Annotated in this window: 23 protein-coding genes; 8 read left to right on the top strand and 15 right to left on the bottom strand. The window is 64.0% G+C overall.

Features of this window, described 5'->3' with window-relative positions; translation table 11 throughout:
• Positions 1-357, top strand: a 357-nt coding sequence (hpt, locus tag V6M52_RS16420; RefSeq protein ID WP_332701864.1) for a hypoxanthine phosphoribosyltransferase, incomplete at its 5' end; no start/stop codon positions are given.
• 274 nt (positions 358-631) lie between these two features.
• Positions 632-1,177, top strand: coding sequence for a DUF2087 domain-containing protein (locus tag V6M52_RS16415; RefSeq protein WP_332701862.1), 546 nt, complete (start codon positions 632-634; stop codon positions 1,175-1,177).
• Between the two features lie 28 nt (positions 1,178-1,205).
• On the opposite strand, the gene V6M52_RS16410 is transcribed toward V6M52_RS16415, so the two are convergent.
• From V6M52_RS16410 to V6M52_RS16385, 6 genes are all read right to left on the bottom strand, one after another.
• On the bottom strand, positions 1,206-2,366 hold the full coding sequence (locus tag V6M52_RS16410) for an SGNH/GDSL hydrolase family protein (protein ID WP_332701860.1): 1,161 nt from the start codon (positions 2,364-2,366) through the stop codon (positions 1,206-1,208).
• Positions 2,367-2,437: 71 nt separating this feature from the next.
• Positions 2,438-3,643 carry a lytic murein transglycosylase gene (locus tag V6M52_RS16405; protein WP_332701858.1) on the bottom strand — a complete coding sequence of 402 codons (1,206 nt, stop codon included), beginning with the start codon at positions 3,641-3,643 and terminating at the stop codon, positions 2,438-2,440.
• Positions 3,644-3,797: 154 nt separating this feature from the next.
• The gene (galE, locus tag V6M52_RS16400) at positions 3,798-4,784 is read right to left on the bottom strand and encodes a UDP-glucose 4-epimerase GalE (RefSeq protein ID WP_332701855.1); all 987 of its coding nucleotides are present in this window, start codon (positions 4,782-4,784) and stop codon (positions 3,798-3,800) included.
• A 116-nt stretch (positions 4,785-4,900) separates the two neighbouring features.
• Positions 4,901-6,190, bottom strand: a complete 1,290-nt coding sequence (locus V6M52_RS16395; protein ID WP_332701853.1) for an outer membrane beta-barrel protein — start codon at positions 6,188-6,190, stop codon at positions 4,901-4,903.
• A gap of 98 nt (positions 6,191-6,288) precedes the next feature.
• A complete protein-coding gene (locus V6M52_RS16390) occupies positions 6,289-6,747 on the bottom strand; it encodes an NfeD family protein (RefSeq protein WP_332701851.1) in 459 nt (152 codons plus the stop codon).
• A 12-nt stretch (positions 6,748-6,759) separates the two neighbouring features.
• The gene (locus V6M52_RS16385) at positions 6,760-7,752 is read right to left on the bottom strand and encodes an SPFH domain-containing protein (RefSeq protein WP_332701849.1); all 993 of its coding nucleotides are present in this window, start codon (positions 7,750-7,752) and stop codon (positions 6,760-6,762) included.
• A gap of 202 nt (positions 7,753-7,954) precedes the next feature.
• On the opposite strand from V6M52_RS16385, the gene ligD reads away from it, so the two are divergent.
• On the top strand, positions 7,955-10,543 hold the full coding sequence (gene ligD, locus V6M52_RS16380; protein ID WP_332701847.1) for a DNA ligase D: 2,589 nt from the start codon (positions 7,955-7,957) through the stop codon (positions 10,541-10,543).
• A gap of 526 nt (positions 10,544-11,069) precedes the next feature.
• Positions 11,070-12,287, top strand: a complete 1,218-nt coding sequence (locus V6M52_RS16375) for an alpha-hydroxy acid oxidase (protein ID WP_332701845.1) — start codon at positions 11,070-11,072, stop codon at positions 12,285-12,287.
• Between the two features lie 79 nt (positions 12,288-12,366).
• Here the strand turns inward: V6M52_RS16375 and V6M52_RS16370 are convergent, their stop codons facing one another.
• The 5 genes from V6M52_RS16370 to V6M52_RS16350 all read right to left on the bottom strand — a co-directional run bounded on the left by V6M52_RS16370 (position 12,367) and on the right by V6M52_RS16350 (position 16,213).
• Complete coding sequence (locus V6M52_RS16370) at positions 12,367-13,170, bottom strand: anti-sigma factor family protein (protein ID WP_332701843.1); 804 nt, start codon at positions 13,168-13,170, stop codon at positions 12,367-12,369.
• On the bottom strand, positions 13,167-13,673 hold the full coding sequence (locus V6M52_RS16365; RefSeq protein ID WP_332688613.1) for a sigma-70 family RNA polymerase sigma factor: 507 nt from the start codon (positions 13,671-13,673) through the stop codon (positions 13,167-13,169). The genes V6M52_RS16370 and V6M52_RS16365 overlap by 4 nt, the downstream gene beginning before the upstream one ends.
• An 18-nt stretch (positions 13,674-13,691) precedes the next feature.
• Positions 13,692-14,084, bottom strand: a complete 393-nt coding sequence (locus V6M52_RS16360) for a COG4315 family predicted lipoprotein (protein WP_332688615.1) — start codon at positions 14,082-14,084, stop codon at positions 13,692-13,694.
• Positions 14,085-14,186: 102 nt separating this feature from the next.
• A complete protein-coding gene (locus tag V6M52_RS16355; RefSeq protein WP_332688617.1) occupies positions 14,187-14,834 on the bottom strand; it encodes a response regulator transcription factor in 648 nt (215 codons plus the stop codon).
• Entirely contained in the window at positions 14,831-16,213 is a 1,383-nt protein-coding gene (locus V6M52_RS16350) for a cache domain-containing protein (protein WP_332688619.1), read from the bottom strand. Before V6M52_RS16350 ends, V6M52_RS16355 begins: the two co-directional genes overlap by 4 nt.
• A 232-nt stretch (positions 16,214-16,445) precedes the next feature.
• Here V6M52_RS16350 and V6M52_RS16345 point away from each other — a divergent pair, with 232 nt between their 5' ends.
• Positions 16,446-17,546: a TRAP transporter substrate-binding protein gene (locus V6M52_RS16345; protein ID WP_332701840.1), complete on the top strand. Its 1,101-nt coding sequence runs from the start codon at positions 16,446-16,448 to the stop codon at positions 17,544-17,546.
• Between the two features lie 156 nt (positions 17,547-17,702).
• Here the strand turns inward: V6M52_RS16345 and V6M52_RS16340 are convergent, their stop codons facing one another.
• Both V6M52_RS16340 and V6M52_RS16335 read right to left on the bottom strand, forming a co-directional pair.
• On the bottom strand, positions 17,703-19,094 hold the full coding sequence (locus V6M52_RS16340) for a TRAP transporter large permease (RefSeq protein ID WP_332689320.1): 1,392 nt from the start codon (positions 19,092-19,094) through the stop codon (positions 17,703-17,705).
• On the bottom strand, positions 19,094-19,657 hold the full coding sequence (locus V6M52_RS16335) for a TRAP transporter small permease subunit (RefSeq protein WP_332689323.1): 564 nt from the start codon (positions 19,655-19,657) through the stop codon (positions 19,094-19,096). The genes V6M52_RS16340 and V6M52_RS16335 overlap by 1 nt, the downstream gene beginning before the upstream one ends.
• A gap of 299 nt (positions 19,658-19,956) precedes the next feature.
• On the opposite strand from V6M52_RS16335, the gene V6M52_RS16330 reads away from it, so the two are divergent.
• Positions 19,957-20,934, top strand: coding sequence for a PfkB family carbohydrate kinase (locus V6M52_RS16330; protein ID WP_332701838.1), 978 nt, complete (start codon positions 19,957-19,959; stop codon positions 20,932-20,934).
• A gap of 84 nt (positions 20,935-21,018) precedes the next feature.
• Positions 21,019-21,894 (top strand): c-type cytochrome, encoded by an 876-nt coding sequence (locus V6M52_RS16325; protein WP_332689328.1) that lies wholly within the window; start codon positions 21,019-21,021, stop codon positions 21,892-21,894.
• Here V6M52_RS16325 and V6M52_RS16320 read toward each other — a convergent pair whose 3' ends face one another.
• Entirely contained in the window at positions 21,895-23,481 is a 1,587-nt protein-coding gene (locus tag V6M52_RS16320; protein ID WP_332689331.1) for an L-aspartate oxidase, read from the bottom strand.
• Between the two features lie 74 nt (positions 23,482-23,555).
• Here V6M52_RS16320 and V6M52_RS16315 point away from each other — a divergent pair, with 74 nt between their 5' ends.
• Complete coding sequence (locus tag V6M52_RS16315) at positions 23,556-23,999, top strand: hypothetical protein (RefSeq protein WP_332689334.1); 444 nt, start codon at positions 23,556-23,558, stop codon at positions 23,997-23,999.
• Here the strand turns inward: V6M52_RS16315 and nadA are convergent.
• Positions 23,996-24,133 (bottom strand): quinolinate synthase NadA (nadA, locus tag V6M52_RS16310; RefSeq protein ID WP_332701865.1); only part of this gene is annotated, 138 nt, incomplete at its 5' end. The genes V6M52_RS16315 and nadA overlap by 4 nt on opposite strands.

Raw genomic sequence — 24,133 nt, 5'->3', positions numbered from 1 at the left:
GAGGTCGACTTCATGGAGGCCTCCTCTTACGGCAATTCCACCGAATCGAGCCGGGAAGTGCGCATCCTCAAGGACTTGCGCGGCGAGATTGCCGGCCGCGACGTGCTGGTGGTCGAAGACATCGTCGACACCGGCTACACGCTCAAGCATGTCCTCGAAATCCTCGGCACCCGCCACCCCCGCCGCATGGAAGTCTGCGCCCTGCTCAACAAGCCTTCCCGGCGTGAAACCGACGTCGTGGCCAAATGGATCGGCTTTGATATCCCCGACAAATTCGTCGTCGGCTACGGCATCGATTACGCCCAGCGCAATCGCAACCTGCCCCATATCGGCGCCGTCCGCTTCATGGACTTCTGAGCGGCCCGCAGGGTCAAATCGCTCCAGTGGAGCGATTTGAGCGAGGAAGGCCATGAGGGCTATGCCCGAATGGCCCGGGTGAGGGTCTTGCGCTGCCCGTCATGCCTCAGTTAAAACCACGCCACGGTCTGCAGTTCACCGAGGCGTTGCCGTCCCGCGAGGGAAGCTAAACCTGCTCTGGAATAATCCTGACAATGACCCCTTCCCTGGGTGCCCATTCGTAAGCCGGCGACCGACGAGCGATCTTTCGCCAATGGCACCCATGAGGATTGTCATGTCGAAACAACTTATCCCCTTCGCCACAGCAGATATCTCCACCCTGGCCCGCTCGCTGCGCCAGCATTTGGCCCAGCTCGAGCATGCCCCGACCCATGTCGAAATGCTCAACCTCCTCGCCAAAGCCAATGGCCACACCAATTTCCAGCATTTGCGCGCCGACGCACAGGCCCAGGGGCGTCTTGCCGCCGAAGCTTCGGCCGAACCACCGATCGACCATGCCCGCATCGAAAAGGTGCTGCGCCATTTCGATGCCGCAGGCCGCATGGTCCGCTGGCCCGGCCGCACCAACCATCAGACGCTGTGCCTCTGGGTAATCTGGTCGCGCATTCCCGCCGAGCAACGCTTCAGCGAGCGCGAAATCAACCAGTTCATCATCGACGGGCATCTGTTCGGCGACCACGCCATCCTGCGCCGCTCGCTGGTCGACGCCCGCATGCTGGCCCGTACGCCGGACGGCAAGCTCTATCGCCGCATCGAGAAAAAGCCCGATCCCGACGCCCTGGCCCTGTTGGCCGCCATCGCCCAGCGCGTCACGGCCTGAGCGACATCAAGCGGCGGTGAGACTTGCCTCACCGCCCACTTGCATTGGCTGCCCGCGCCGCATCGGCATCGACACCAAGGCCGAAGGCGTCGACCCGGCCAAGCGGCGCAGTCACCAATTGCTCCAGCGTGAACGGCGGGGCGCTGGCCGGAATGCCGCTGGCGGTCAACAGGTCTCCTGCCCGGGCGGGCACCCGGCTGATCGGAATGACCGCGCCGGCAACTTCGAGCAGGCGAATCTGCCCCAGCCCCTGATAGGGCGGGCGCAGCATGGCCGCTGCGTCCGTGCCCAGCAACGGGTCAGCCGCGGCCATCGATACCCCGCTGCCACGGTAGAAGGCACGAATGGTCTGGCTCAGATAGAAAGCAAGCTTGTCCGAGCCGGCCGAGGAGAAATGGATACCATCGTCCTTGCGCATCCTTGCGTTCTGCCCGTTCACGTCTGGCCCGTGGGACGAATATTTGCCGTCCTCGCCAAGGAAGCGCTCGTAAATGTCGAGATATTCGGCCCCACCTGAGAAGCTCGCCAGCCGCTGGATATTGCTGATCTGGCTGATGGCCGCCGAATATTCGGTCTTGGACATGGGTGGCAGGCCGATCCAGACCACCGGCTTGCGCGCCGTGCGCAACTTGCCGAGAAATCCCGCAATCCGCGCCTGATAGGCGACATTCCATTGCTCGGTCAGCGGCGCATAGCCGGTACCCCCGACCGTAAGTTCCTGCCGGTCATTGATACCGATGATCACCACCGCGAGGTCGAAACTGTCGGCCGCGATCTGCTCGGAGATCGCCTTGTCCCAATCGAAATAGTCATCGCGCACGAAGCCGGAGGAACTGACGCCCTGGTTGATGACCACCAGATTGGGGTCTTCAGCATAGAAGCGCTCCAGCGCCTTGCTGAGATCGATCGCCAGGGAGTCGCCGAACACGGCGAGGCGCGTGGCATCAGGGGCCTTTTCCACCTCCGGCTTGGGCGGCGGCAGGCTGGCTGCGGGCGCTCGCTGGCGCGGCTCCTGCCGCTGCACGGGCGGGGGCGCCGCCGCCTCCGGCTCGCCGAACAGCAGGTCGAACAGCGTGCGCCGCCGCGTCTCCTGGGCCACTACGATCCGTTCATCGCTCTGGGCAAAGGCAGGCGCCGCGTCGATGAAGACGAGCATCCCGACCAACAGGGCAATGGCGAAACGGATCATGATTTTCCCGCGCAACAACGCTTTACCCCTAGCAAAACCGCGGTCTCAAAGCCACCAGGGTCTCCACGATGTTACCGCGTGGCTGCGGCAAGAGCCTCGTAGGACGCCCGGGTGATGAACCCGTCGGCCACCTCGCCGCGCGCCGCCTGGAAGCGGGCATAGGCCTCCTGGCTGATCGGCCCCAGCCGTCCGTCGACGGCACCCTGATAGAGGCCGAGCCGCAGCAATGCCTGCTGAATGGCCTGGCGCTGGCTGAGATTGGGAAAGTCCGTATTGCGCGGCCAATCATCGACGAAACTGCCACCGCCCTTCAGCCGGTCGGTCATATGCGCCACGCTCATGGCGTAGCTATCCGAGAAATTGTAGCCCTTGAGCACGAGGTAATTCTGCGTCATCAGGAATTTCGGCCCGTCCTTGCCGGCCGGCACATAGAGAAAGACCGGCAGGTCCGCATCGGCGAACTGCCGTCCGGCCACCCGCGCCACCCCACGTTCGGCAAAGAACGAGATCGGCCGCAATTCAGTGCGCGTCGCCAGCAGATAGTCGAACCCTTCCGGCACTACCACTTCCATGCCCCAGTCGAGGCCCGGCTGGTAATCCAGTGCCCGCAGGAAGCGCGCGCTGGTCACCAGCGCGTCGGCCAGCGAATTGTGGAGGTCCACCTGCCCGTCGCCATCCCCGTCGCTGCCATGCGCCACCACATTGGATGGATTGACCTGCAGATGCCCGATCGCCCCGGCCCACGACCCCACCAGCGTCTGTGCGTCGCGCGGCCCGCGCTGCACCAGTTGCAGCGCCGCGATCAGGTCGGCCTCGTCCTCCAGCAATCGTGTGCGTCGCTGATGCACCAGCGTGGCCAGCGATCGAACGATTGGCCGGATCAGGTCGTCATTGCCAAGCACCGCGCCATAGTCGGTTTCCATGCCCCAGATCGCGCCCAGGATATAGGGATCAACGCCATAGGCCTGGCCCACCGAGGCAAACAGCGCCGAATGCCGGGCCATCGCCGCCTTGCCGCGCTCGATCCGGCCCTGTGTCACCCGACCCTCGATATAGTCCCACATCGGCGTGGTGAATTCGGGCTGGCTGGTCACCAGGTCCGGCACCCGCGGGTCGGGCGTCAGCCCGCCCATCGCCGCGTCATAGACCGACGCGCTCACCCCGGCGGCAAGGGCCTTGGCGCGGAAGCCGGCAATGAAACTGTCAAAGCTTTCCACGGGCTGCGCGAAGGCAGGGGTGCAGAACAGCAGAATGAGCGACGAAATCAATAAGCGCATCAGATGGGGTCCACACTGTTTCACAACCACCGCTCGTCACCCTCGGGCTTGACCCGAGGGCACTGCACTTGAAATGCATTCGTCGAATAAAGACCCCTCGGGTCAAGCCCGAGGGTGACGATTGAGTTTAGGAGGGGCGTTAGCGCACCCGTCCCTATCGGTTGCGCGTCATCAGGTGACGCTCCCACCAATAGGCGGATTCGACAATTTCGGTCAGGTCGTCATGCTGCGGCACCCAGCCCAGCAGCTTGCGCACCTTCTCACCCGTGGCCGTGATCGAGGCCGGGTCGCCCGCACGGCGCGGGCCTTCATCGGCACGCAGGTTGACGCCGGAGACTCCACGCACCGTTTCGACCACCTGCCGCACCGAGTAGCCCTGCCCATAGGCGCAGTTGAGCGTCGTGCTCTCCCCGCCCCCGCGCAAATGCTTGAGCAGCAGGGCATGCGCGGCAATCAGATCGGTAACGTGGATATAGTCGCGCACGCAGGTGCCGTCGGGCGTCTCGTAGTCCGTGCCGAAGATGTCCATCTTCTCCCGCTGTCCCAGCGCCACCTGGCACGCAACCTTGATCAGATGCGTCGCCGCCGGCGTCGATTGACCGCTGCGCTTGCCAGGGTCGGCGCCAGCGACATTGAAATAGCGCAGCACGCCATAGGTCATGGGATGGGCCGCGGCCACGTCGGACAGCATCCACTCGGTCATCAGCTTGGAGCGGCCATAGGGCGACATCGGATTGAGCGGCGTGCTCTCGACCACCGGGGCAAGCCCGGTCATGCCGTAGACGGCCGCCGTCGAGGAAAAGATGAAATGCTTCACCCCGCCCAGAATCGCCGCTTCGATGAGGTTGCGCGAGGTGGCGGTATTGTTGCCGTAATATTTGAGTGGATCGGTGACCGATTCCGGCACCACGATCGAGCCGGCGAAATGCACGATCTCGGTGATGCCGTGCTTGTCGATCAAGCCGCGAACCAGGTCGATATCGCCGGCATTGCCCGGCTCGTAGATGGCGCGCCCGTCGATGGCCCAGTCAAATCCGGTCACCAGATTGTCGAGCACGACGACCTTTTCGCCCGCATCGGTGAGGTTCAGCACCATATGGCTGCCGATGTATCCAGCGCCCCCGGTTACCAGAACGGCCATAGGATAAACTCCATATTTCAAGCGCTTATTCGCCCGGACGACATTCTATAGGGTGAGATGGCTTTACATGCCAACCCACCATGGGTGCCTCATGTGGCCGGATTGGGGAGCAGGTTTTAGCGTGAGAGCGTGATCCCCACGGTGACCCTGTGGGCCTCCTGGGTGCCATTGGCCGTGCTCTGGGAGTGATCGTAGCCGTAATCGGCCGTAAGCGCGGTGTGGGCGTTGACCTTGTAGTCGGCGCCCGCGCCAAAGCCATAGCCGGTCTCGACATTGGCGCTGCCTTCAAAGCGCGCCGTATTCCAGTCCGCCAGCGCCCGCAGTGCCAGCCAGGAATTGACCGTGTAACCGATCTCGGCATTTGCCGCATAATCCACCCGCGTCGTGCCGCCGGCATTGGGGCCGGGCGGAGCCACGGTCGTTGTGAAGCCGGCCGTCATGCGCCAGGTCGGGTCGGGCGTGAAGCTGAGCTGCGCGTCGTAAAGCTGGGTGACCACCTCGCCAAGGCTCGCCGCATCGAACCGGCGCAGGCTGACGCCGGCCGATGCCGTCGCCTCCAGAATGTCGTTCCAGCGGCCGGTAACGCCGGCCTCGAGCGACGTATCGGTGGCATCGGTACGCACCAGCAGCGCCGATGACGGCAAATCGGAAATGTCCCGCCCGAGGCCGGCCTGCCCGAAGACCTCGAAGATCGGGGTCGCCTGGAAGCCGACACGCAGGCCGGCATCGAGCGCCCAGTAGTTCTGCTCCGAATTGTCCGTGACGCGCCCGTCGGTCAGCGTGGTGGGTCCGTAAACATTGCGCTGCGCAGCGCCGGTCACCCCGATATTGAACTTGCCGAACTGCCGGGTGATGCCGACATCGGCCCCCCCGCTCGTCGTCTGCGGGCCAATGGCAATATTGCTGGCAAGGCCCGGCGTTCCGGCCACCGGCTTGCTCAGAGACAGACTGCCACTACCCGTCAGTCGCGTGACGCTGTCGAGATCATAGCCCGTCTGCAGCCCCAGCCGCAGCGCCCCGATATCGACATTGCCGCTCTCGCTGGGCCGCACGATTTCGGCACTGCCATCGAAATTGATCGCCGACCGCGCGCCGATATGTTCGAGGCCAACGCTTGGCACCAGCCTGATGTCGAACCGCTCGCCGGCCGTCGCCTTGCTATAGGTGCCGCGCAGCGCCACCGACCAGTCGACATCAAAGAACGGATCATAGGGCTCGCGGAGCCAATCGCCATTGGCCAGCACCGGGTCGGTCGGATAGACGTCGGGCAAGAGGCGCTCATTGTCGGCGTCCGAACCATCGCCGAGCGAATGGTCCGACGCGGCCAGCGCCGGCACGGCAAGCCAGAGGGCGCAAAGCGCTGCCGCGCCTGCCCGTCCGATTGTCTGCCGCCACCGCAAGGGCAATATCTGCTCCGCCGAACTGGAAATGGCCCGCGGCATGACGCCCCAGGCTCGGCGCGATCCTTCCACCTTATGGTTAACGAAACATTGCCAGCGGGGCCCTAAGCCCCCGCCACCGCCTCGACCTTCAACACCGCCCCGTCATGGCCGACAATGCGCACGCGCTGGCCCACCGGCAGGTCGGGACCGGACACACGCCACACCGTGTCGCCGAGCACCACCCGGCCGAAACCCTGCGCAATGGGCTGTTCGAGGACCGCCTCCTGCCCGACGAACTGGTCGGCGCGCTGGTTGAGATAGGGCCGGTCGGTCCGGGTCGGACGGCTGCGGGTCCAGCGCACCCAGAGCGCGATGCTGACCAGCGACAGCAAGCCGAAGACCAGCCATTGCAGTGGCCAGCCAATGGGCTGGAACAGCACAATGACGCCCGTGACAATGCCCGAAATGCCCATCCACAAGAGGAACCCGCCCGGCACCACCAGTTCGAGCCCGAGCAGGATCAGCCCGGCCACGATCCAGGCCCAGGGCCCGTTGCTGCCGATGAACTCGATGACCTGCATGACGGGCTCCCGTTATGACTGACCCGCCGAGGGCGGCCGGCCCGAGCGTACCGGCGTGGTCGGACCACCGCCCCCAAACGTCTCGCGGGCGATTTCTGCAATGCCGCCGATCGATCCGATGACACTGGCCGCCTCGACCGGCAGCATCAGGATCTTCTGGTTGGGCGAGGTGGCAATGGCTTCCAGCGCCTTGATGTAATTGTTGGCGACGAAATAGTTGATCGCCTGCACGCTGCCCGACGAAATAGCGTCGCTCACCATCTGCGTTGCCTTGGCTTCCGCTTCGGCCGACCGTTCGCGCGCCTCGGCATCGCGGAAGGCGGCTTCCTTGCGACCCTCGGCCTCCAGCACCTGCGCCTGCTTGGCGCCCTCGGCCTGCAGGATCGCCGACTGCCGGCGGCCCTCGGCTTCGAGAATGGCGGCGCGCTTCTCGCGCTCGGCCTTCATCTGCCGTCCCATCGATTCCACCAGATCCTTGGGCGGATCGATATCCTTGATCTCGATGCGGGTGATCTTGATGCCCCAGGGCGAAACCGCAGTATCCACCACCTTGAGCAGGCGATGATTGATCTCATCGCGGTTCGAGAGCAGCTCGTCGAGGTCCATCGAGCCCATTACCGTTCGGATATTGGTCATGGTCAGATTGAGGATGGCGTTTTCGAGGCCCGAAATCTCGTAGGCCGCCGCCGCTGCATCGAGGATCTGGTAGAAGGTCACGCCATTGGCGGTGATCGAAGCATTGTCGCGGGTGATCACCTCCTGGTGCGGCACATCGAGCACCTGCTCCATGACGTTGATCTTTTTGCCCACGCTGTCGATGAACGGCACGATCAAGTTCAGGCCGGGCTTGAGCGTGCGCGTATATTTGCCGAACCGCTCGATCGTGTAATTGTAGCCCTGCGGCACCGTCTTGGCGCCGGCGAACAGCACCAGCAGCGCCAGTATGCCAAGGCCGATCAGCGTGATGCTGAATCCGTCGAGCGCAAAGCCGTCCACGATTTCCATCGCTGATTCTCCCTTGGTCTTCATTGCCGTGACCTTATGGATGCTCCGGGTTCCGCGCAACGCCGTCCAAATCGGAACGAAGCCGCGTCGGGACTCGTTGGAATGGCAAATTTGTCAGCCCCGAGTGCCCATCATGCCTGCGTCCCGTCCCATCTGGAAAGGCCAGTTGCGCCTCTCCCTCGTCACGATCGCGAGCTAGACCATGGCCGTCAAAGCCGACACGCTGCTCAAGGAATATCAGGCCAAGCGGGACTTCACCAAGACGCAGGAGCCCGCCGGCACCGCGGCCGGCAAGGCCAGGCCGACCGGCTATCGCTTCGTGGTCCAGAAGCACGACGCCACCCGCCTGCACTTTGATTTCCGCATCGAGCTCGATGGCGTGCTCAAGAGCTGGGCGGTGACCAAGGGCCCCTCCAACAATCCCGCCGACAAACGCCTCGCGGTGCGCGTCGAGGATCATCCGCTCGACTATGGCAGCTTCGAAGGCACCATTCCCGAAGGCGAATATGGCGGCGGCACGGTCATGCTGTGGGACGAGGGCACCTGGGAGCCGATCGGCGACCCCCATCAAGGCCTCGAAGGCGGCGACCTCAAGATGAGGCTCAACGGCCAGCGCATGAAGGGCGAGTGGGTGCTGGTGCACATGAAGGGGCGCGACAGCAAGCGCAAGTCCGGCCTTGCCCGCGAAAACTGGCTGCTGATCAAACACAAGGACGACCACGCCAAGGACAAGGAAACCCTGGTTGAGCGCTTCACCAGATCCGTATCCACCGGCCGGGATCTTGCGGGCATCGCCAAGGGCCTAAAGCCGAAAAAGAAGTCCGCCACTGCCGCTGCCACCGTCAGGCACTCCGACACCGACAAGGCGGTCGACAATCCCCTGCCTGCAAAGGCCAAACGCACGGGCAAGACGTCCGACCTTCCCGATTTCCGTCCGCCGCAACTGGCGACGCTGGTGACCGACGTGCCCGAGGGCAGCGATTGGGTCTTCGAAATGAAATATGACGGCTATCGCTGCCAGGCCGCGATTGCCGGCGATTCCGTGCGGCTCTATACCCGCACCGGCAAGGACTGGACCAAGCAATTCGCCGCCATCGTGCCACCCCTGGCGCGCATCACCAAGGGCACCGCCCTGATCGATGGCGAACTCTGCGCCTTCGACAGCAAAGGCAGGACCGATTTTTCGACGCTCAAGGACCACCTGTCCAATAGCGGGACGCTGACCTTCTTCGCCTTCGATCTGCTCGAACTTGACGGCGAGGACCTGGCCAAGCTGCCTTTGCTCGAGCGCAAGGCCAGGCTCGAAAAGCTGCTCGGCAAGATCGGGTCTTCCTCGCTGGTGCAGTTTTCCGCCCACGTCACCGGCAACGGCCAGAAGGTGTTTGATGCGGTCTCCCGCGAAGGCCACGAGGGCATCATCGCCAAGCAGGCCGATGCCCCCTACCGCAGCGAACGCACCAGGAGTTGGCTCAAGATCATGGCCAAGCAGCGTCAGGAATTCGTCATCGCCGGGTGGTCGCCCTCGGCCAGGAAGAACAGCTTTGCCTCCCTGCTGCTCGGCACCTGGGAGGACGGCAAGCTGGTCTATCGCGGTCGGGTCGGCACCGGCTTTTCGGCCAGCAACGCCCATGCGCTGCAACAGCAGCTCGATATGCGCAGCCGCAAGACCAACCCTTTTGCCAATGTGCCCAAGGCGATCGCCCGCACTGCGCGCTGGGTTGCGCCAGAACTCGTGGCCGAGATCGGTTATGCCGAATTCACCCCCGACGGCATCTTGCGCCACCCCTCTTTCCTTGCACTGCGCGAGGACAAGCCGGCCGGCGACATCGCCCTCGAGCGGCCCACCCGTCCTTTGGGCATTGCCGAGGGGCTGAGTGCGCAGACTGGCATCAATGCGGCCGAGGCAGCCGGCATCCGGCTCACCAGTCCCGATCGGGTCGTCTATCCCGGTCAGGGCGTCACCAAGGCGGACCTGGTGGCCTATTACGCCGCCGTCGCCGAGCGCATGCTGCCCTATATCAAGAACCGCCCGCTCAGCCTGCTGCGCTGCCCGCAGGGGCGCGCCAAATACTGCTTCTTCCAGAAGCACGATACCGGCGGCTTTCCCAACGCCATGAAGTCGGTGATGATCACCGAGAAGGACGGCAGCAAGGAAGACTATTTCTATATCGACAGTCTGGCCGGCCTTATCGCCGGCACGCAGATGAACGTGCTGGAATGGCACCTGTGGGGCTCGCTGATCAAGGATGTCGAAAAGCCCGAGCGTATCATCTTCGACATCGACCCCGATGAAGGTCTGGGCTTCGAGCATGTGCGCAGCGCCGCCATCGATATCCGCAAGGAGCTGGAAGCCTGGGGGCTGGAAAGCTATGCGCTGGTCAGTGGCGGCAAGGGCGTGCACGTGATCGCGCCGCTCCGCCCCACGACGGAGTGGCCCCAGGTCAAGGGCTTCTGCAAGACCTTCGCGCAACGCCTGGCCGACAAGCATCCCGAGCGCTTCGTCGCCACCATGAGCAAGGCCAAGCGCAAGGGAAAACTCTTCATCGACTATCTGCGCAACGAGCGCGGTTCCACCGCCATCGCGCCCTGGTCCCCCCGCTCCCGCGAAGGCGCGCCGGTCGCGGTGCCGGTCACCTGGGCAGAACTGGAGACGGTCAAGACCGCCAACCAGTTCACCTTGGCCGACGCCGCTGCTCGAGCCCAGCAGCCCGACCCCTGGAAGGACTATTTCTCCACCACCCAATCGATCACCAAGGCCATGTGGAGCGCGGTGGACGGGCCGAAGGGTTAGCTTTCAACACCCACGGTGCTCCCCCCTCTCCCCTTGCGGGAGAGGGTCGCCCCGACGCGTTCAGCGGCGGGGCGGGGTGAGGGGTCCTGCGCTCTCCCATGCTTGAATGTATGTGGAGGGCAAGTAGACCCCTCATCCGCCCCTTCGGGGCACCTTCTCCCGCAGGGGGAGAAGGAAGAGCCCCAACTTATCCCCCTCCCCAAAACCTGTGGCACACTCCTCCCATCACCCCGCATGGGCGGCCTGCAGGCGAACAGTGGCGGGGTGAGCCGGGCGTGGTCTTTGCCTGCCGCGCAGGTTCGAGAGCCGGCCGCACGTGGCGAGCGTCCACGGCGCGCGACAACCGGTCCTGTTCCAAAAACCGGCACCCCGAGGCGGCTGTCGTCTCATTTTTAGATTTACCAGAGGCGATAGCCGCCTCGGGGTCCGTCCGCACATGACAACCGCGTTTCAGGCGGCGCTTCAGCACGTCGCATTGACGACTAACATGTTAGTTGCTAGGGCAAGGCAAATCCGGAGCCCAGGCATGGCCGCACTCGACAACATTCTCACCGTGGAAGAGATGAAGACCAAAGCGCGCCGCTGCGTGCCCAAGATGTTCTTCGAGTATGCCGATAGCGGCAGCTATACCGAGGGCACCTATCGCGACAACGAGAGCGACTTCAACAAGATCAAGCTCAAGCAGAAGGTCGCGGTCAACCTCGAGGGGCGCAACCTCTCCACCGAAATGCTGGGCAAGGCCATCACCATGCCGGTGGCCATCGCCCCGGCCGCGACCGGCGGCATGCAGATCGCCGATGGCGAGATCAAGGCGGCCAGGGCGGCCGAGAAATACGGCATCCCCTTCACGCTCTCGACCATGGCGGTCTGTTCCATCGAGGATATCGCCGAAAACACCACTGCCCCGTTCTGGTTCCAGCTCTATGTGATGCGCGACCGCGATTTCATCGAGCGGCTGATCGACCGGGCCAAGGCGGCAAAGTGCCCGGCTTTGGTGCTGACCATGGATCTGCAGATCCTCGGCCAACGCCACAAGGATATCCATAACGGGCTAGCAACGCCGCCCAAGTTCAACGCCTATTCGCTATGGCAGATGATGCAGCACCCGCTATGGTGCGCGCGCATGCTGGGCACCAGGCGGCACACTTTCCGCAATATTGTCGGCCATGTCGGCGGCAACCATGACCTGGCTTCACTCTCGGCCTGGACGGCAAGCCAGTTCGATCCGACACTCAACTGGGCCGATGTGGCCTGGGTCAAGAAGCGCTTCGGCGGCCCGGTCATCGTCAAGGGCGTGCTCGACCCCGACGATGCCCAGGCGGCCGTCGACAATGGCGCCGATGCAATCGTGGTCTCCAACCATGGCGGCCGCCAGCTCGATGGCGCCCCCTCCACCATCCGCGTATTGCCCGAGATCGTCGACCGCGTGGGCAACAAGACCGAGGTCTATCTCGATAGCGGTATCCGCTCGGGCCAGGATGTGCTCAAGGCGCTGGCCTTTGGCGCCAAGGGCACTTTCATCGGCAGGCCGATGCTCTATGGGCTGGGGGCGGGCGGCGAGGCCGGCGTGACGCGCGTGCTCGACATCATACGCAAGGAGCTTGATACCACGATGGCCCTGTGCGGTGAGCGCGACATTCTCAATGTCGGCCTGCACAACATCTATTCCAATGACATTCCACCGAGGAACGCGCCCTCTTCACCTCTCCCTCTGGGGGAGAGGTCGACGCGCAGCGTCGGGTGAGGGGGCCTTTGCCGTTCAAGGCCTAGAAAGCCCCCTCACCCGGCTCGCAAGATCGATCCGGGGGGAGCGGTAGGAAGACTTATCCCCGGTATGACCTGCCGGTGCTAACATCGCCCTCGGTGAGCTGGGAATAAACCGCCCCTGCCACCGCCTTCATTTGCGCCTCAGGGAGGGTACCCACCACGGTGCAGGTGATGCGGGCATTGGCCCAATAGAAGGTCTCGGCGCCATCATATGAGGCGAACTGATAGGCCGGCTGGCCATCAGGCAGGGCGGCGGTGACATAGATGGTGACGCGCTGCTTGTCCGGGTTTTCATACATCAGCTGCGCTGCACGGCCGCCGGCATTGGGCGCGCCCGGCAGCAGCCGACCGCCAACCAGGGTAAAACCCTGCGCATCGAGGTCGGGCATGCCGAGCGTCGTATCAAGACGGTTGGACAGCCAGTTGGACAGGTGCTCGCTGTCATCGCTGCCAACCTCGACGGCATGACGGTTCTCGGCGACATAAACGATGTGGGCGTTGACCGCGTCGGCGATCAGGGTGGAGCTCGCCGGGTGGCTCTGCAGCAGTGGCCGGGCAAACCAGCCGGCGCCGAGGCCAAACCCGACCAGCATCACGGCAGCCGCTGCCCAACTCCAGCGTCGGGTTCGGCGCCGGTCAATTTCTGCGGCAACGCGGCGCGGCTTCAAGCGAGCCGACACGGGCTCGGCACCGGCCGGTCCGAACATCGTCCGGATCGCGTCATTCTGCCGCTGGATCAGCGCCACTTCCGCTGCGGCTTCGGGATTGGTGGCCAAGTGGGCTTCGATGGCAGTGCGATCGCTGTCGGGCAATTGCCCGTCGCAATAGGCCATCAGCATGTCACGGGTGATCTGTGTCATTTGACGGTCCTCAAATGCGGTTCGGCTGGCGCACCGGTCAGCACGCGCAGGGCGGCGCGCGCGCGACCGAGGCGGCTCATCAGCGTGCCGATTGGAATTTGCAGGATATCGGCGGCCTCCTGGTACGGCAGGCCTTCAAGCGCGACCAGTAGTAGGGCCTCCTTCTGCTCGGCCGGCAGTTTCTCGATGGCGCGCGCCATCTCGGCCAGGGCGATATGCCCGGGCTGCGGCGCGGGCGTTGCAAAATCAGGAACGGAGTCGATATCGACCTGTTCTCCGCGACGACGCGAGGAGCGCAAGGCATTTCGATAGAGGTTCAGCAGGATGGTGAACAGCCAGGCGCGGACCGGCCCGGTGGGCCGAAACAGGCCGCGCCTGGCAATGGCGCGTTCGAGACAGTCCTGCACGAGATCGTCGGCCAGGTCGAAATTGCGCGTCAGCGCGCGAGCATAGCGCCGCAGCGCCGGCACACAGGCTTCAACCTGGTCGAGGAAATCGCTCAACTATCGGTCCCGTCAGGTTTATTCGATGGCAAGATGCCAGACACCGCCGACGCCGTCACCGGTGATATCGCCGGGGGCCTTGTCGTCCATCCAGTAGTACAGCGGCATGCTCTTGTAGGCCCACATCTTGGTGCCATCCGTACGGTCGACGACGCTGAACTCGCCTTCGGCCATGGCCGCAGCATCGGCCATCAGCGGCGGCCAGTTGATGGCGCACTGCTCGTAGCAATTGCTGACGCCGGGCGCGTCCTTGTCGAAGATATACAGCGTCATACCATTGGCATCGGTCAGCACCATCTTGCCGCCGATATCGGTCGATTTGACCGCGCCGCCCAGATAGTCGGTGGCGAAGGCAGGCATGGCGAACAGCGCAAGAGCGGCAGCACCGGCGAGGATCGAACGGAACTTCATGGGATGTTTCCTTCCACGTTGCGGGACCGTCATCGCGGCCCTCACCCTGTCAACATCCCGGCTCCCGGTTTAATCCCGCCGGTCGACAATTATTTTCAAGGCTCAGTCATCGGCGGCCATCAGGCCATGGTCGATGACATAGCGCGTCAGGCCCGCCGTGGTGCCGATGCCGAGCTTCTTCTTGATGTTCTTGCGGTGTGTCTCGACCGTGCGCACGGAGATATCGAGTTCGCCCGCCACGTCCTTGTTCGAGCGACCGCGGGCGAGCAGCAGCAGCACGGACTGTTCGCGGGTGGTAAGCGGCACCACGGCGCTCTGCTTGCTGCCCTTGTGCAGGATGGCTTCGGCGACCCCCGAGGAGAAGTAGGTGCCGTTGGCCGCCACCGCCTCGATGGCCGAAATGATCTCGACCGGCGAAACATCCTTGAGGATGTAGCCAGCGGCGCCATACATCACGGCCGTGGAGATATATTCGCGGCTGTCATGCATGGAGAGCATCAGCAGGCGTGTGCGCGGCAGCCGTTCGCGGAACAGCTCGATGGCGTCGAGCCCGCTCAGCTCGGGCATGTTGATGTCCATCATCACCACGTCCGGATTTTCCTGCTCCGCCAGCGCCAGCGCCGCATGAGCCGAGCGCACGGCACCCACCACCTTGATATGATCGAAGGTTTCGACCACCGAGCGGATGCCCTCCAGCACCAGCGGATGATCGTCGCAGATCAGGACCTTGATGGGAGGAGTGGCACTCATGCGGGGACCGGGTCGACATGCTGGGTGATGTAGGTGGATTTGGGCAGGCGAGCCTTGAGCGTAGTGCCCTTGGAGGTCGTGCGTACATCGAGCGAACCGCCGAAATGCTCCATGCGCTCCTGCATGTTGCGCAAGCCGAGCCCCCGGCTGCTGCGGCCAGCGGGCGGGTGGACGAAGCCCTGGCCGTTGTCCTCGATCAACATTTGCGGGCCATGACCCGCACTGGTGATGACGACGCGCACCCTGGTGGCGTTGGCATGGCGCTCGATATTGGTCAGCGCTTCCTGCGCCACCCGATAGAGTGCTGTACGGGCCTCGGGCAGGATCATGTTCTTGAATGCGACCGATTTGAGTTCGACAGCCACGCCTGTACGCTCGGCAAAGCTGTCAGTCAGCGCCTCCAGGGCAGCGGTGAGGCCAAGATCGTCCAGCACGCCGGGCCGCAGGTCGTGCGAGATGCGGCGGACTTCCTTGATGGCATTGTTGAGCCCCTGACGCCCCCGCTCGATGACATCGGCGGCGTCGCTCGATCCAGCCCGTACCTTGGTAGCGGCGAGATCGAGCATGTAGCGCGCGGCCACCATGGTCTGGGAAATGCCGTCATGCAGTTCGCGGGCGATGCGGGCGCGCTCTTCTTCCTGCGTGTCGACCACGCGCTGCGCCAGTTCCTTGAGCTTGCTGTCGGCCAGGCGCCGCTCGCGCAGGGTGATAAGGAAGCTGGCAAGGAACACGGCAAAGACGATGGGGACAGTTATGGCGGCCACGATGATGAAGGTGGCGTCGATATGGCTGCGCAGATCCGCCTCGGCGGCAGCCGTCTGGGCGAAGACGTCGTCGAGATAGACGCCCGTCCCCAGCATCCAGCGCCACTTGTCGAGCCCCACCGCCCAGGAGAGTTTATCGGCGACTTCCCCGGTCGAGGGCTTTTCCCACTTGTATTGATGCGGCCCGCCGCCTTCCTTGGCGCGCTCAATCAATTCGTAGATCACCCGATTGCCGTCGGGGTCGGTCAGGCTCAGCCAATTCTGGCCTTGCCGAAAGGTCTGGCGTGGGTGGACGATGTTCACCCCGTCATAGTCATAGGCGAAGAAATAGCCGTCCGGGCCATAGTCGAGTGCGGAAAGAATGGCCTGCACCTGCCGCTTGGCATCCTCGTCGTCGGCGTCGGCTGCCTGGTAGATATCGGCAATGGCCGAGACGGCCATGTTGGTGAGGTTGAGCAGCTCGCTTTCCTTGGCCTTGAGCAGGTTGCGCTCGAAGGTGGCGATGCTGGCGCGCGCCAATTGGGTCGATTGCGACGTCACCAGGGCGGTGATGGCGAGGATCGCCAGCACCAGCGGCAGCACGGACAGGGCCAGGATTTTCTGTCTGAGATTCATCGTCGCGTTCAGGCTCCTCCACCCGATCGTGGCATTCTAGCACGTCTGCTCCGGTTCGATCTGCGTATTAGTGGGTAGGCTGGCGGCGAGATCGTGCCCGCCGGGCGCCCCCGCTCTGGACACTGGCGACCTAGGCGGTAACTCTGTCGCCGACACGAGTCCGCCCTCGTTTGGGAGAAGGCGGCAAGTCGAAGTCCGGCGGCGCCCATGCCGCCTATCCCCGGGAGGAACTATGAAAAGACGTGAATTCTTCAAGACGGCTTCGGTCGCTACGATCGGCGCCGCCGCCGCCACCGCGCTGGCCACCCCGGCCATTGCGCAGGGTAATATCAACTGGCGCATGGTCACTACCTGGCCCAAGAACTTCCCCGGCCTGGGCGTTGGCGCACAGCGCCTGGCGGACCGCATCACCACCGCTTCGGGCGGCCGGCTGACCGTCCAGGTCTTTGCTGCCGGCGAAATGGTGCCGGGCCTGCAGGCGCTTGACGCCGTCATCGACGGTTCGGCCGAAATGAGCCATGGCGCTGCCTATTACTGGCAGAACAAGAGCCAGGCCCTGTCGTTCTTCACCGGCGTGCCGTTCGGCATGACCAGCCGCGAAATGAGCGGCTGGGTACGTCACATGGGCGGCCAGGAAATCTGGGACGAGATCTATGACCAGTTCGGCCTGCAGGGTTTCCTGTCGGGCGATACCGGCACCCAGGCCGGCGGCTGGTTCAAGAACGAGATCACCGGTCTGGGCGATGTGCAGGGTCTGCGCTTCCGTACACCGGGTCTGGGCGGCCAGGTCTGGGCCAAGCTCGGCGCCTCGGTGACCAACCTTGCCGCCGGTGAAATCTTCGCCGCGCTGCAGTCGGGCACGCTGGACGCCGCCGAATTCGTTGGTCCCTATAACGACCTGGCGCTCGGCTTCTACCAGATCGCCAAGAACTACTACTTCCCCAGCTTCATCGAGCCGGGCCTCGCCACCGAACTGGTCGTGGACAAGGCCAAGTTCGCGGCGCTGCCGGCGGACCTGCAGGCACTGGTCAAGGATGTCTGCCAGGCCGAATACGACAATGTCGCTGCCGACTTTGCTGCCAACGATCCGCGTGCCCTGCAGTCGCTCATCAACGAGCATGGCGTGCAGATCAAGCAGTTCCCCGATGAAATCCTCGAGGCTGGTGCCAAGGCTGCGGCGGAACTCCTCACCGAGATCCGCGAAACCGGCGACGCCCTCACCAAGAAGACGGCCGAGAGCTTCATCGCCAATCTCAATATCGTGCGCCAGAAGACCGAAGGCACCGACTCGCTGTTCCTGGCGGCCCGCCAGAAGTACTTCACGCTGAGCTAAGCCAAGGCACAGCGCCAAACCCTATGGGCCCCACCGCTTCTGCGGTGGGGCTTTTTGTTGGCCGAAGGCCCACGGTCGGCCGCAGCGTCGTCGCCAAAAAGGAAGGGCCCGGATGGTGATGCCATCCGGGCCCCTGAACTGTGAAGGCGCGACGCCTCAGTGGTAGATCAGCCTGGGCAGCCAGGTGATGAGGTCAGGGAAGAGGAACAGGATGGCCAGCCCCACCACCTGCAGGATCACGAAGGGCACCACGCCCTTGTAGATCATGCCCGTGGTCACCCGGGCCGGGGCCACGCCGCGCAGGTAGAACAGGGCGAAGCCGAAGGGCGGGGTGAGGAAGCTGGTCTGCAGGTTCACGCCCACCATCACGCCCAGCCAGATCGGATCGACGCCCAGCGCCAGCAGCACAGGCGCGGTGATCGGGATCACGATGAAGATGATCTCAAAGGTATCGAGGATGAACCCGAGCAGGAACATGATGAACATGACGATGATGGTCGCGCCGATCGCCCCGCCCGGCATGGACGAGAGGAATTCGTGCACCAGGTTGTCGCCGCCCATCATGCGGAACACGATGGAGAACACCGCCGCGCCGAACAGGATGATGAACACCATCGAGGTGATGGTTGCCGTCGAGATCACCGCCTGCCGCAGGATCGAGAAGCTCAGCTTCCAGCGCAGCGCGGCGAGGATGACGGCGCCGACCGAGCCGACCGAAGCGGCTTCCGTCGGGGTGGCAATGCCGGCCAGGATCGAGCCCAGCACGGCGACGATCAGCAGCAGTGGCGGCACCAAGGCAACGAAGACTTCGCGCAGCAGCCCCGCCTTTTCGTCTTCCGGTACCGGCGTTGCAGGGCAGGATTTTGGATCGGTGACGGCCTTGAAGATCACCCAGCCGGCATAGAGCAGGACCAGCAGCAGACCGGGAATGATGGCACCGGCGAACAGCGCGCCCACCGAAACCGGTTCGGGTGCGAAATTGCCTTTTTCCATCTGCACCTGGGCATTGATGCCCGAGAGCATGTCGCCCATGAAGATGAGGACGGTGGAGGGCGGGATGATCTGCCCGAGCGTGCCCGACGCGCAGATGACGCCGGTGGCGAGTTTCGGGTCATAGCCGGCGCGCAGCATGGCGGGCAGCGAGATGAGGCCCATGGTGACCACGGTGGCACCAACAACACCGGTCGAGGCGGCCAGCAGCGCGCCCACCAGGATGACCGAGAGGCCGAGGCCGCCGCGCAGATTGCCAAAGAGCTTGCCCATGGTCAGCAGCAGCTGTTCGGCAATGCCGCTTCGCTCCAACATGACGCCCATGAAGATGAAGAGCGGCACGGCGACCAGCACTTCATTGGTCATCAGGCCAATGTAGCGGCCAGCCAGCGAGCCATAGTTGGAGGGGTCATAAACGCCCAGCCACCAGCCAACGAGGCCGAAGATCAGGGCCGTGCCGGCGAGGGAAAAGGCGACCGGAAAGCCCAGCATGAGCACGCCGATGACGCCGAGGAACATGAAACCGGCGAGAATTTCGCCAATGAGAATGGGATCCATCAATGCGCTTCCTTGGCGTCTCTGGCGCCGTAGCGCAGGTCATCGGGCAGAAGTTCTTCGCGACCGCCCAGCACCAGGATGGAACGGGCCGCCATGGCCAGGCCTTGCAGGCCGACCAGAACGCAGAAGACGATGATGAAGCTCTTGAGCACGAACAGGCCCGGCATGCCGCCGATATTGCCCGAGCCCTCATAGTAGCTCCACGAGCGGACCACTGCCGGCCAGGCATATGTAAAGACCACGTAGATGAAGGGGAGCAGGAAGACGACAACACCGAAGAGATCGGCGATGGCCTTCCGCCGTATGGGAGCGGGGCGATAGAAGATGTCGACGCGCACATGGTCATCGCGCATCAGCGCGAACCCGGCCACGCCGGTAAACATGGCCCCGCCGAGCCAGACATAGAGATCCTGCATCCACAGCGTCGATGTGTTGAATGCATAACGCTGCACGACGACGCCGAAACAAACCAGAACGCAGCCCAGCGCCAGCCACGACAGGACCTCGCCGACGATGCGGTTCAAACCGCTGATAGTGCGGACAAGCAAAGCAAGAGCTTGCAATTTATCCTCCCCTCTCCCCGCCAGGATGGTTCCCGGCATTCTTGCGCCGATTGATCGGCAGCTTGCAGTCACGTCAACACGGTTGGTTGGCCGCCGCAAGATGCTCCGGCATTTGCAGCCGCACCGATAGGGGAAAGCTGCCCTCGCCACAACGGCGGGCCAGAGCGAAGTTGCGCGGCACCCGTAGTAGTGGGTAGCCACGATGCGGCGCGCCCGTTGTCTGGGCGATTGCTCAGTATGCTGGTGACAGTCTCTGCAAAAATGCTATGTCGCTGCCGACCGCGCTGGGAGGGCACTGCATGTTTGTCGTTGGTGGAGAAAGCCTGATCGATCTCAAGGCTGAGGTGGTGTTGCCCGATGGCACACTGATCGGCCGGGACGGCGAAGGCCAGATCGTGATGACTGCGCATCCGGGCGGTTCGCCCTATAATTGCGCCATCGCACTGGCAAAGCTGGGCAATGACACGGGATTTCTCTGCCCGATCTCGGCCGATGCCTTTGGTGACTATCTGCTGGGACCGCTCGATGAAGCCGGCGTCAAGCCGCTGCTGACCGAGCGCGTCAAGGAATATACCACGCTGGCCGTGGTCAATTTCGACAGCAACCACAACGCCCGCTACGGTTTCTACCGCTCGGCCGATGGCGCCATTGAGGCAGCCAGGTCTATCGCTGCCCTGCCTGCGGACCTCGATCTCTACCAGATCGGCGGCTTCTGCCCGATTAAGCCGGACGAAGCGGCGATCTGGCTTGAGATCGTCAAGGCGGCGATCGCGAAGGGGGCGACGATCTCGATCGATCCCAATGTGCGGCCAAGCCTGGTCGATGACTTCGCGGGCTACAAGGCGCGGCTTTCCACCTTCCTTGACCTTGCCCATGTGGTGAAGGTCTCCGAAGAAGACCTCGAAGCGCTCGACAGCAGCAAGGGCATGGAGCAGCACGCCGCCGATCTTTTGGCACGCCCCAATTGCCAGCTCGTGGTCGTGACGCTGGGCGACAAGGGCTCCCGGGCCTTCACCGCAAGCGGCAAGGCGCAGGCGGCGATCTATGCGCCGCCGGTCTTTGGCGACACGGTGGGTGCCGGCGATAGCCTGATGGCGGGCATCCTGTCCTGGCTGCATGAGCGCGGACTGCTCAAGCCGGGCAAGCTCGATGGCCTGGGCGATGGCGCGCTCAGCGACATGCTGCGCTTCGGCGCTGTGGTGGCCGGCATCAATTGCGGCCGCAAGGGCTGCAAGCCCCCGACCCGCGCCGAAGTGGATGCAGTGCTCGGCAAATAATCTGCTGCTGCGCTAACATTCTCGTTAGTTGTCAACGCCGTATGGCTCTGCTCTTGTTGGCGCGGGACAAGACAAGGGTCGATCATGCGGCGATGGCTGTGGGTTTTGGGCGTGCTGGTCGGGACCGGCATCGGGACTGGTGTCTACTTTCTCAAGCCGGTGGCCGGTCCGCCTCGCGATCTGACGCTGATCGGCGATGTCGCGCATGGCAATGAGCTGATCCGGTTGGGCGGCTGCGTCGCCTGCCATACCGACACGGCGTCCGGTCGGGCATTTCTTTCCGGCGGCGCGGGTCTGGTGACGCCCTTCGGCACCTTTGTGCCGCCAAATATCACCTCGGACCCGAATGCGGGCATTGGCGACTGGACGCTGGCGCAGTTTTCCGAGGCCATGAGCAATGGGGTCGGCCCCGAAGGGCATCTCTACCCAGCCTTTCCCTATGAGAATTACACGCTGATGAGCGACCAGGAGATCGCCGATCTCTATGCGGCGCTGATGGCGACCGAGCCAGTGGCCGAACCCGCTGCAGCCAGCCAGGTGCCATTCCCGTTCAACATCCGTCTCGCCAATGCTGGCTGGAAAAACCTGTTCTTCTCGCCGGCCCGCTTCCAGCCGGAGCCGAACAAGTCCGAGACCTATAACCGCGGCAAGTACCTTGCTTTTGGGCCGGCCCATTGCGTGGCCTGCCACAGCCCGCGCAATCTGCTGGGGGCGCTGGATTGGGACGCCGCCCTGACCGGCTCGCCCGGCGGCACGGGCGGTCGGGCACCGGCCATTACCCGCGAGGCCCTGGTCGAGAAGGGCTACGACGCCGCTTCGCTGGCCCAGACCCTCAAGGACGGCTTCACCCCCGGCTTCGACGTGCTGGGCGGCGCCATGGGCGAAGTCATCGCCGATTCGACATCGCAATGGACCGACGAGGATCTCAACGCCATCGCTGAATATCTGCTGGCGGAGTGATCAAGCCCCGGCGCGGATGGTGAGGGCCTCCTCCAGCGTCATCGTGGTGTGGTGCTCCCAGCGCTCGTCGGTCTCGGGATAGTCGAGGCGGAAATGGCCGCCCCGGCTCTCGGTGCGCTTGAGCGCCGCCGCCGCGACCAGGGTGGCCGAACTGGTCATGTTGCGATAGGCGCTGGTCACGTGCTCTGCATGGGCTTCGAGCTCGGCAATCTGGCGCAGCGCGTGTTTCAGCCCGGTTGCATCGCGTTCGACGCCGACAAGGTCCGTCATGATGCGGCGCAAATTCTGCACCGCTGGCAGGTTGCGCAGCACCTGCTCGGCAAGTTCGCCCTCGCTCTCGCTCCATTCGATGCCCCTGAATGGTGCAAGATTGCGCACCGGCTCCAGCCCACCGATGTCCTCGGCGATGCGCGCGCCATAGACCGTGGCTTCGAGCAACGAGTTGGAGGCCAGCCGGTTGGCACCGTGCAGGCCCGTGCAACTGGCCTCGCCGCATACCCAGAGCCCGGGCAGGGATGAGCGGCCGCGCTCGTCAACCTGAACGCCGCCCATGTGGAAATGCGCTGCCGGGGTCACGGGAATCATGCCATGCACCGGATCGATGCCCGCATCGAGGCAGTATTTGGCCACCGTCGGGAAGCGGGTGAGAATGGTTTCGCCCAGCACCTGCCTTGTATCGAGAAACACCTTCCTTCCCGCCTGGATCTGACGGAAATTGGCGCGCGCCACCACATCGCGCGGCGCCAGTTCGGCATCGGGGTGGATAGCGGGCATAAAGCGTTCACCCAGGTCGTTGACCAGGATGGCGCCCTCGCCCCGCAGGGCTTCGGTCGCCAGCGGCGCGGGGTCAGCGCCGGTGGCGATGGCTGTGGGGTGAAACTGCACGAATTCGGCGTCGGCAATCAGTGCACCGGCCCGGGCCGCCATGCCCATGGCGTGGCCGCGCACGCCGGGCGGATTGGTGGTGACGGCATAGAGTCCGCCTAAGCCCCCAGCGGCGAGCACCGTGGCGCGAGCGCGGATGAACACCGGGTCGGAATAGCGGTCGCCCAGCCGGCGGCAGAAGACGCCGACAATGCGGCCATTGTCGCGCGCAAGGCTCAGCGCAGTGATTCCCTCGACGACCCTAATGGAGGGGGTCCGCCGCACTTCGGCAATGATGGCCTGCATGATAGCCCAGCCCGCCCGGTCGCCCTCGACCTTGACGATGCGCTTAGCGGAGTGGGCGGCCTCCTTGCCCAATTCGTAATTGCCGAAGTCGTCGCGGTCGAAGGGCGTGCCCCAGCGGGCCAGATCCTCGATGCGGGCGGCAGCCTCTGCAGTGACGCTTTCGGCAGTGCCGTGATCGACAATGCCGGCGCCGGCCATTTGGGTATCGATGGCATGGGCGTGGCTGCTATCACCCAGCCCGACGGCAGCGGCGACTCCACCCTGGGCCCAGGCCGAGGAGGCGCCAGTGCCCAGCGGCTTGGGTGAGAGCACCGTCACCGGCCGCGGCGCGAGCTTCAGCGCGGTGAACAGCCCTGCCAGCCCCGCCCCCACGATCAAAGCGCCATCGGCGTTGAGGGTATTGTCAAAGGGGGTCATGTTCTGGCTCGCATGGTTTTCAAGCTACGCAGTAATCCGTATGGTCTTTTCCGAGGAAAGGTCGGAGACGGCAGTTGGGCGGTTCGGGTGACGACGGCTTTGAGGACAGTCCGCAACGCGGTTTTGCGGCAGGTGAGCCGCTGGCGGCCTATGAGAGTCTGCAACGGCTGGTGCTGACCAGCTATGGCTATCGCTGCGCGCTGACCGGCGAGAGCTTTGCGGCGGCAACCGGCCTGCTGCATCCCCGGCTTGACGTGGTCGCAATCCGCCCGCGCATCCATGGTGGGCCCCTGACCATCGCCAATTACCTGCCCATGGTGGGCGAATTGGTAGAAGCCTTCGAACATGGCACCATCCTGGTCGAAGACGATTACCGGATCGTGGTGCCCAATGCGGACCTGCTGGACCCCGCGCACCGCATCCGCCTGCGCTCGGCACTGCATGTGCCCGCCGAGCACCTGTTCCGGCCCGGAGCGGCCTATCTTGCCTATCATCGGCGCTTTGTCCTAGGCCGCTAGTCGCCCTTCCGGCTCATCTCGATCATGCGTTCCACGGCCAGCCGCGCCGCCGGGATGATGGCGGGATCGACCACCACTTCCTCGGTCATGGTGTGGAGGCTCCACAGCACGTTTTCGAGGTTGATGCGCTTCAT

It is taken from the genome of Devosia sp. (assembly GCF_036676215.1).
Classification (GTDB): Bacteria; Pseudomonadota; Alphaproteobacteria; order Rhizobiales; family Devosiaceae; genus Devosia.
Note: the sequence above shows the minus strand (reverse complement) of the source record. Positions and strands in the feature narration are given on the sequence as shown.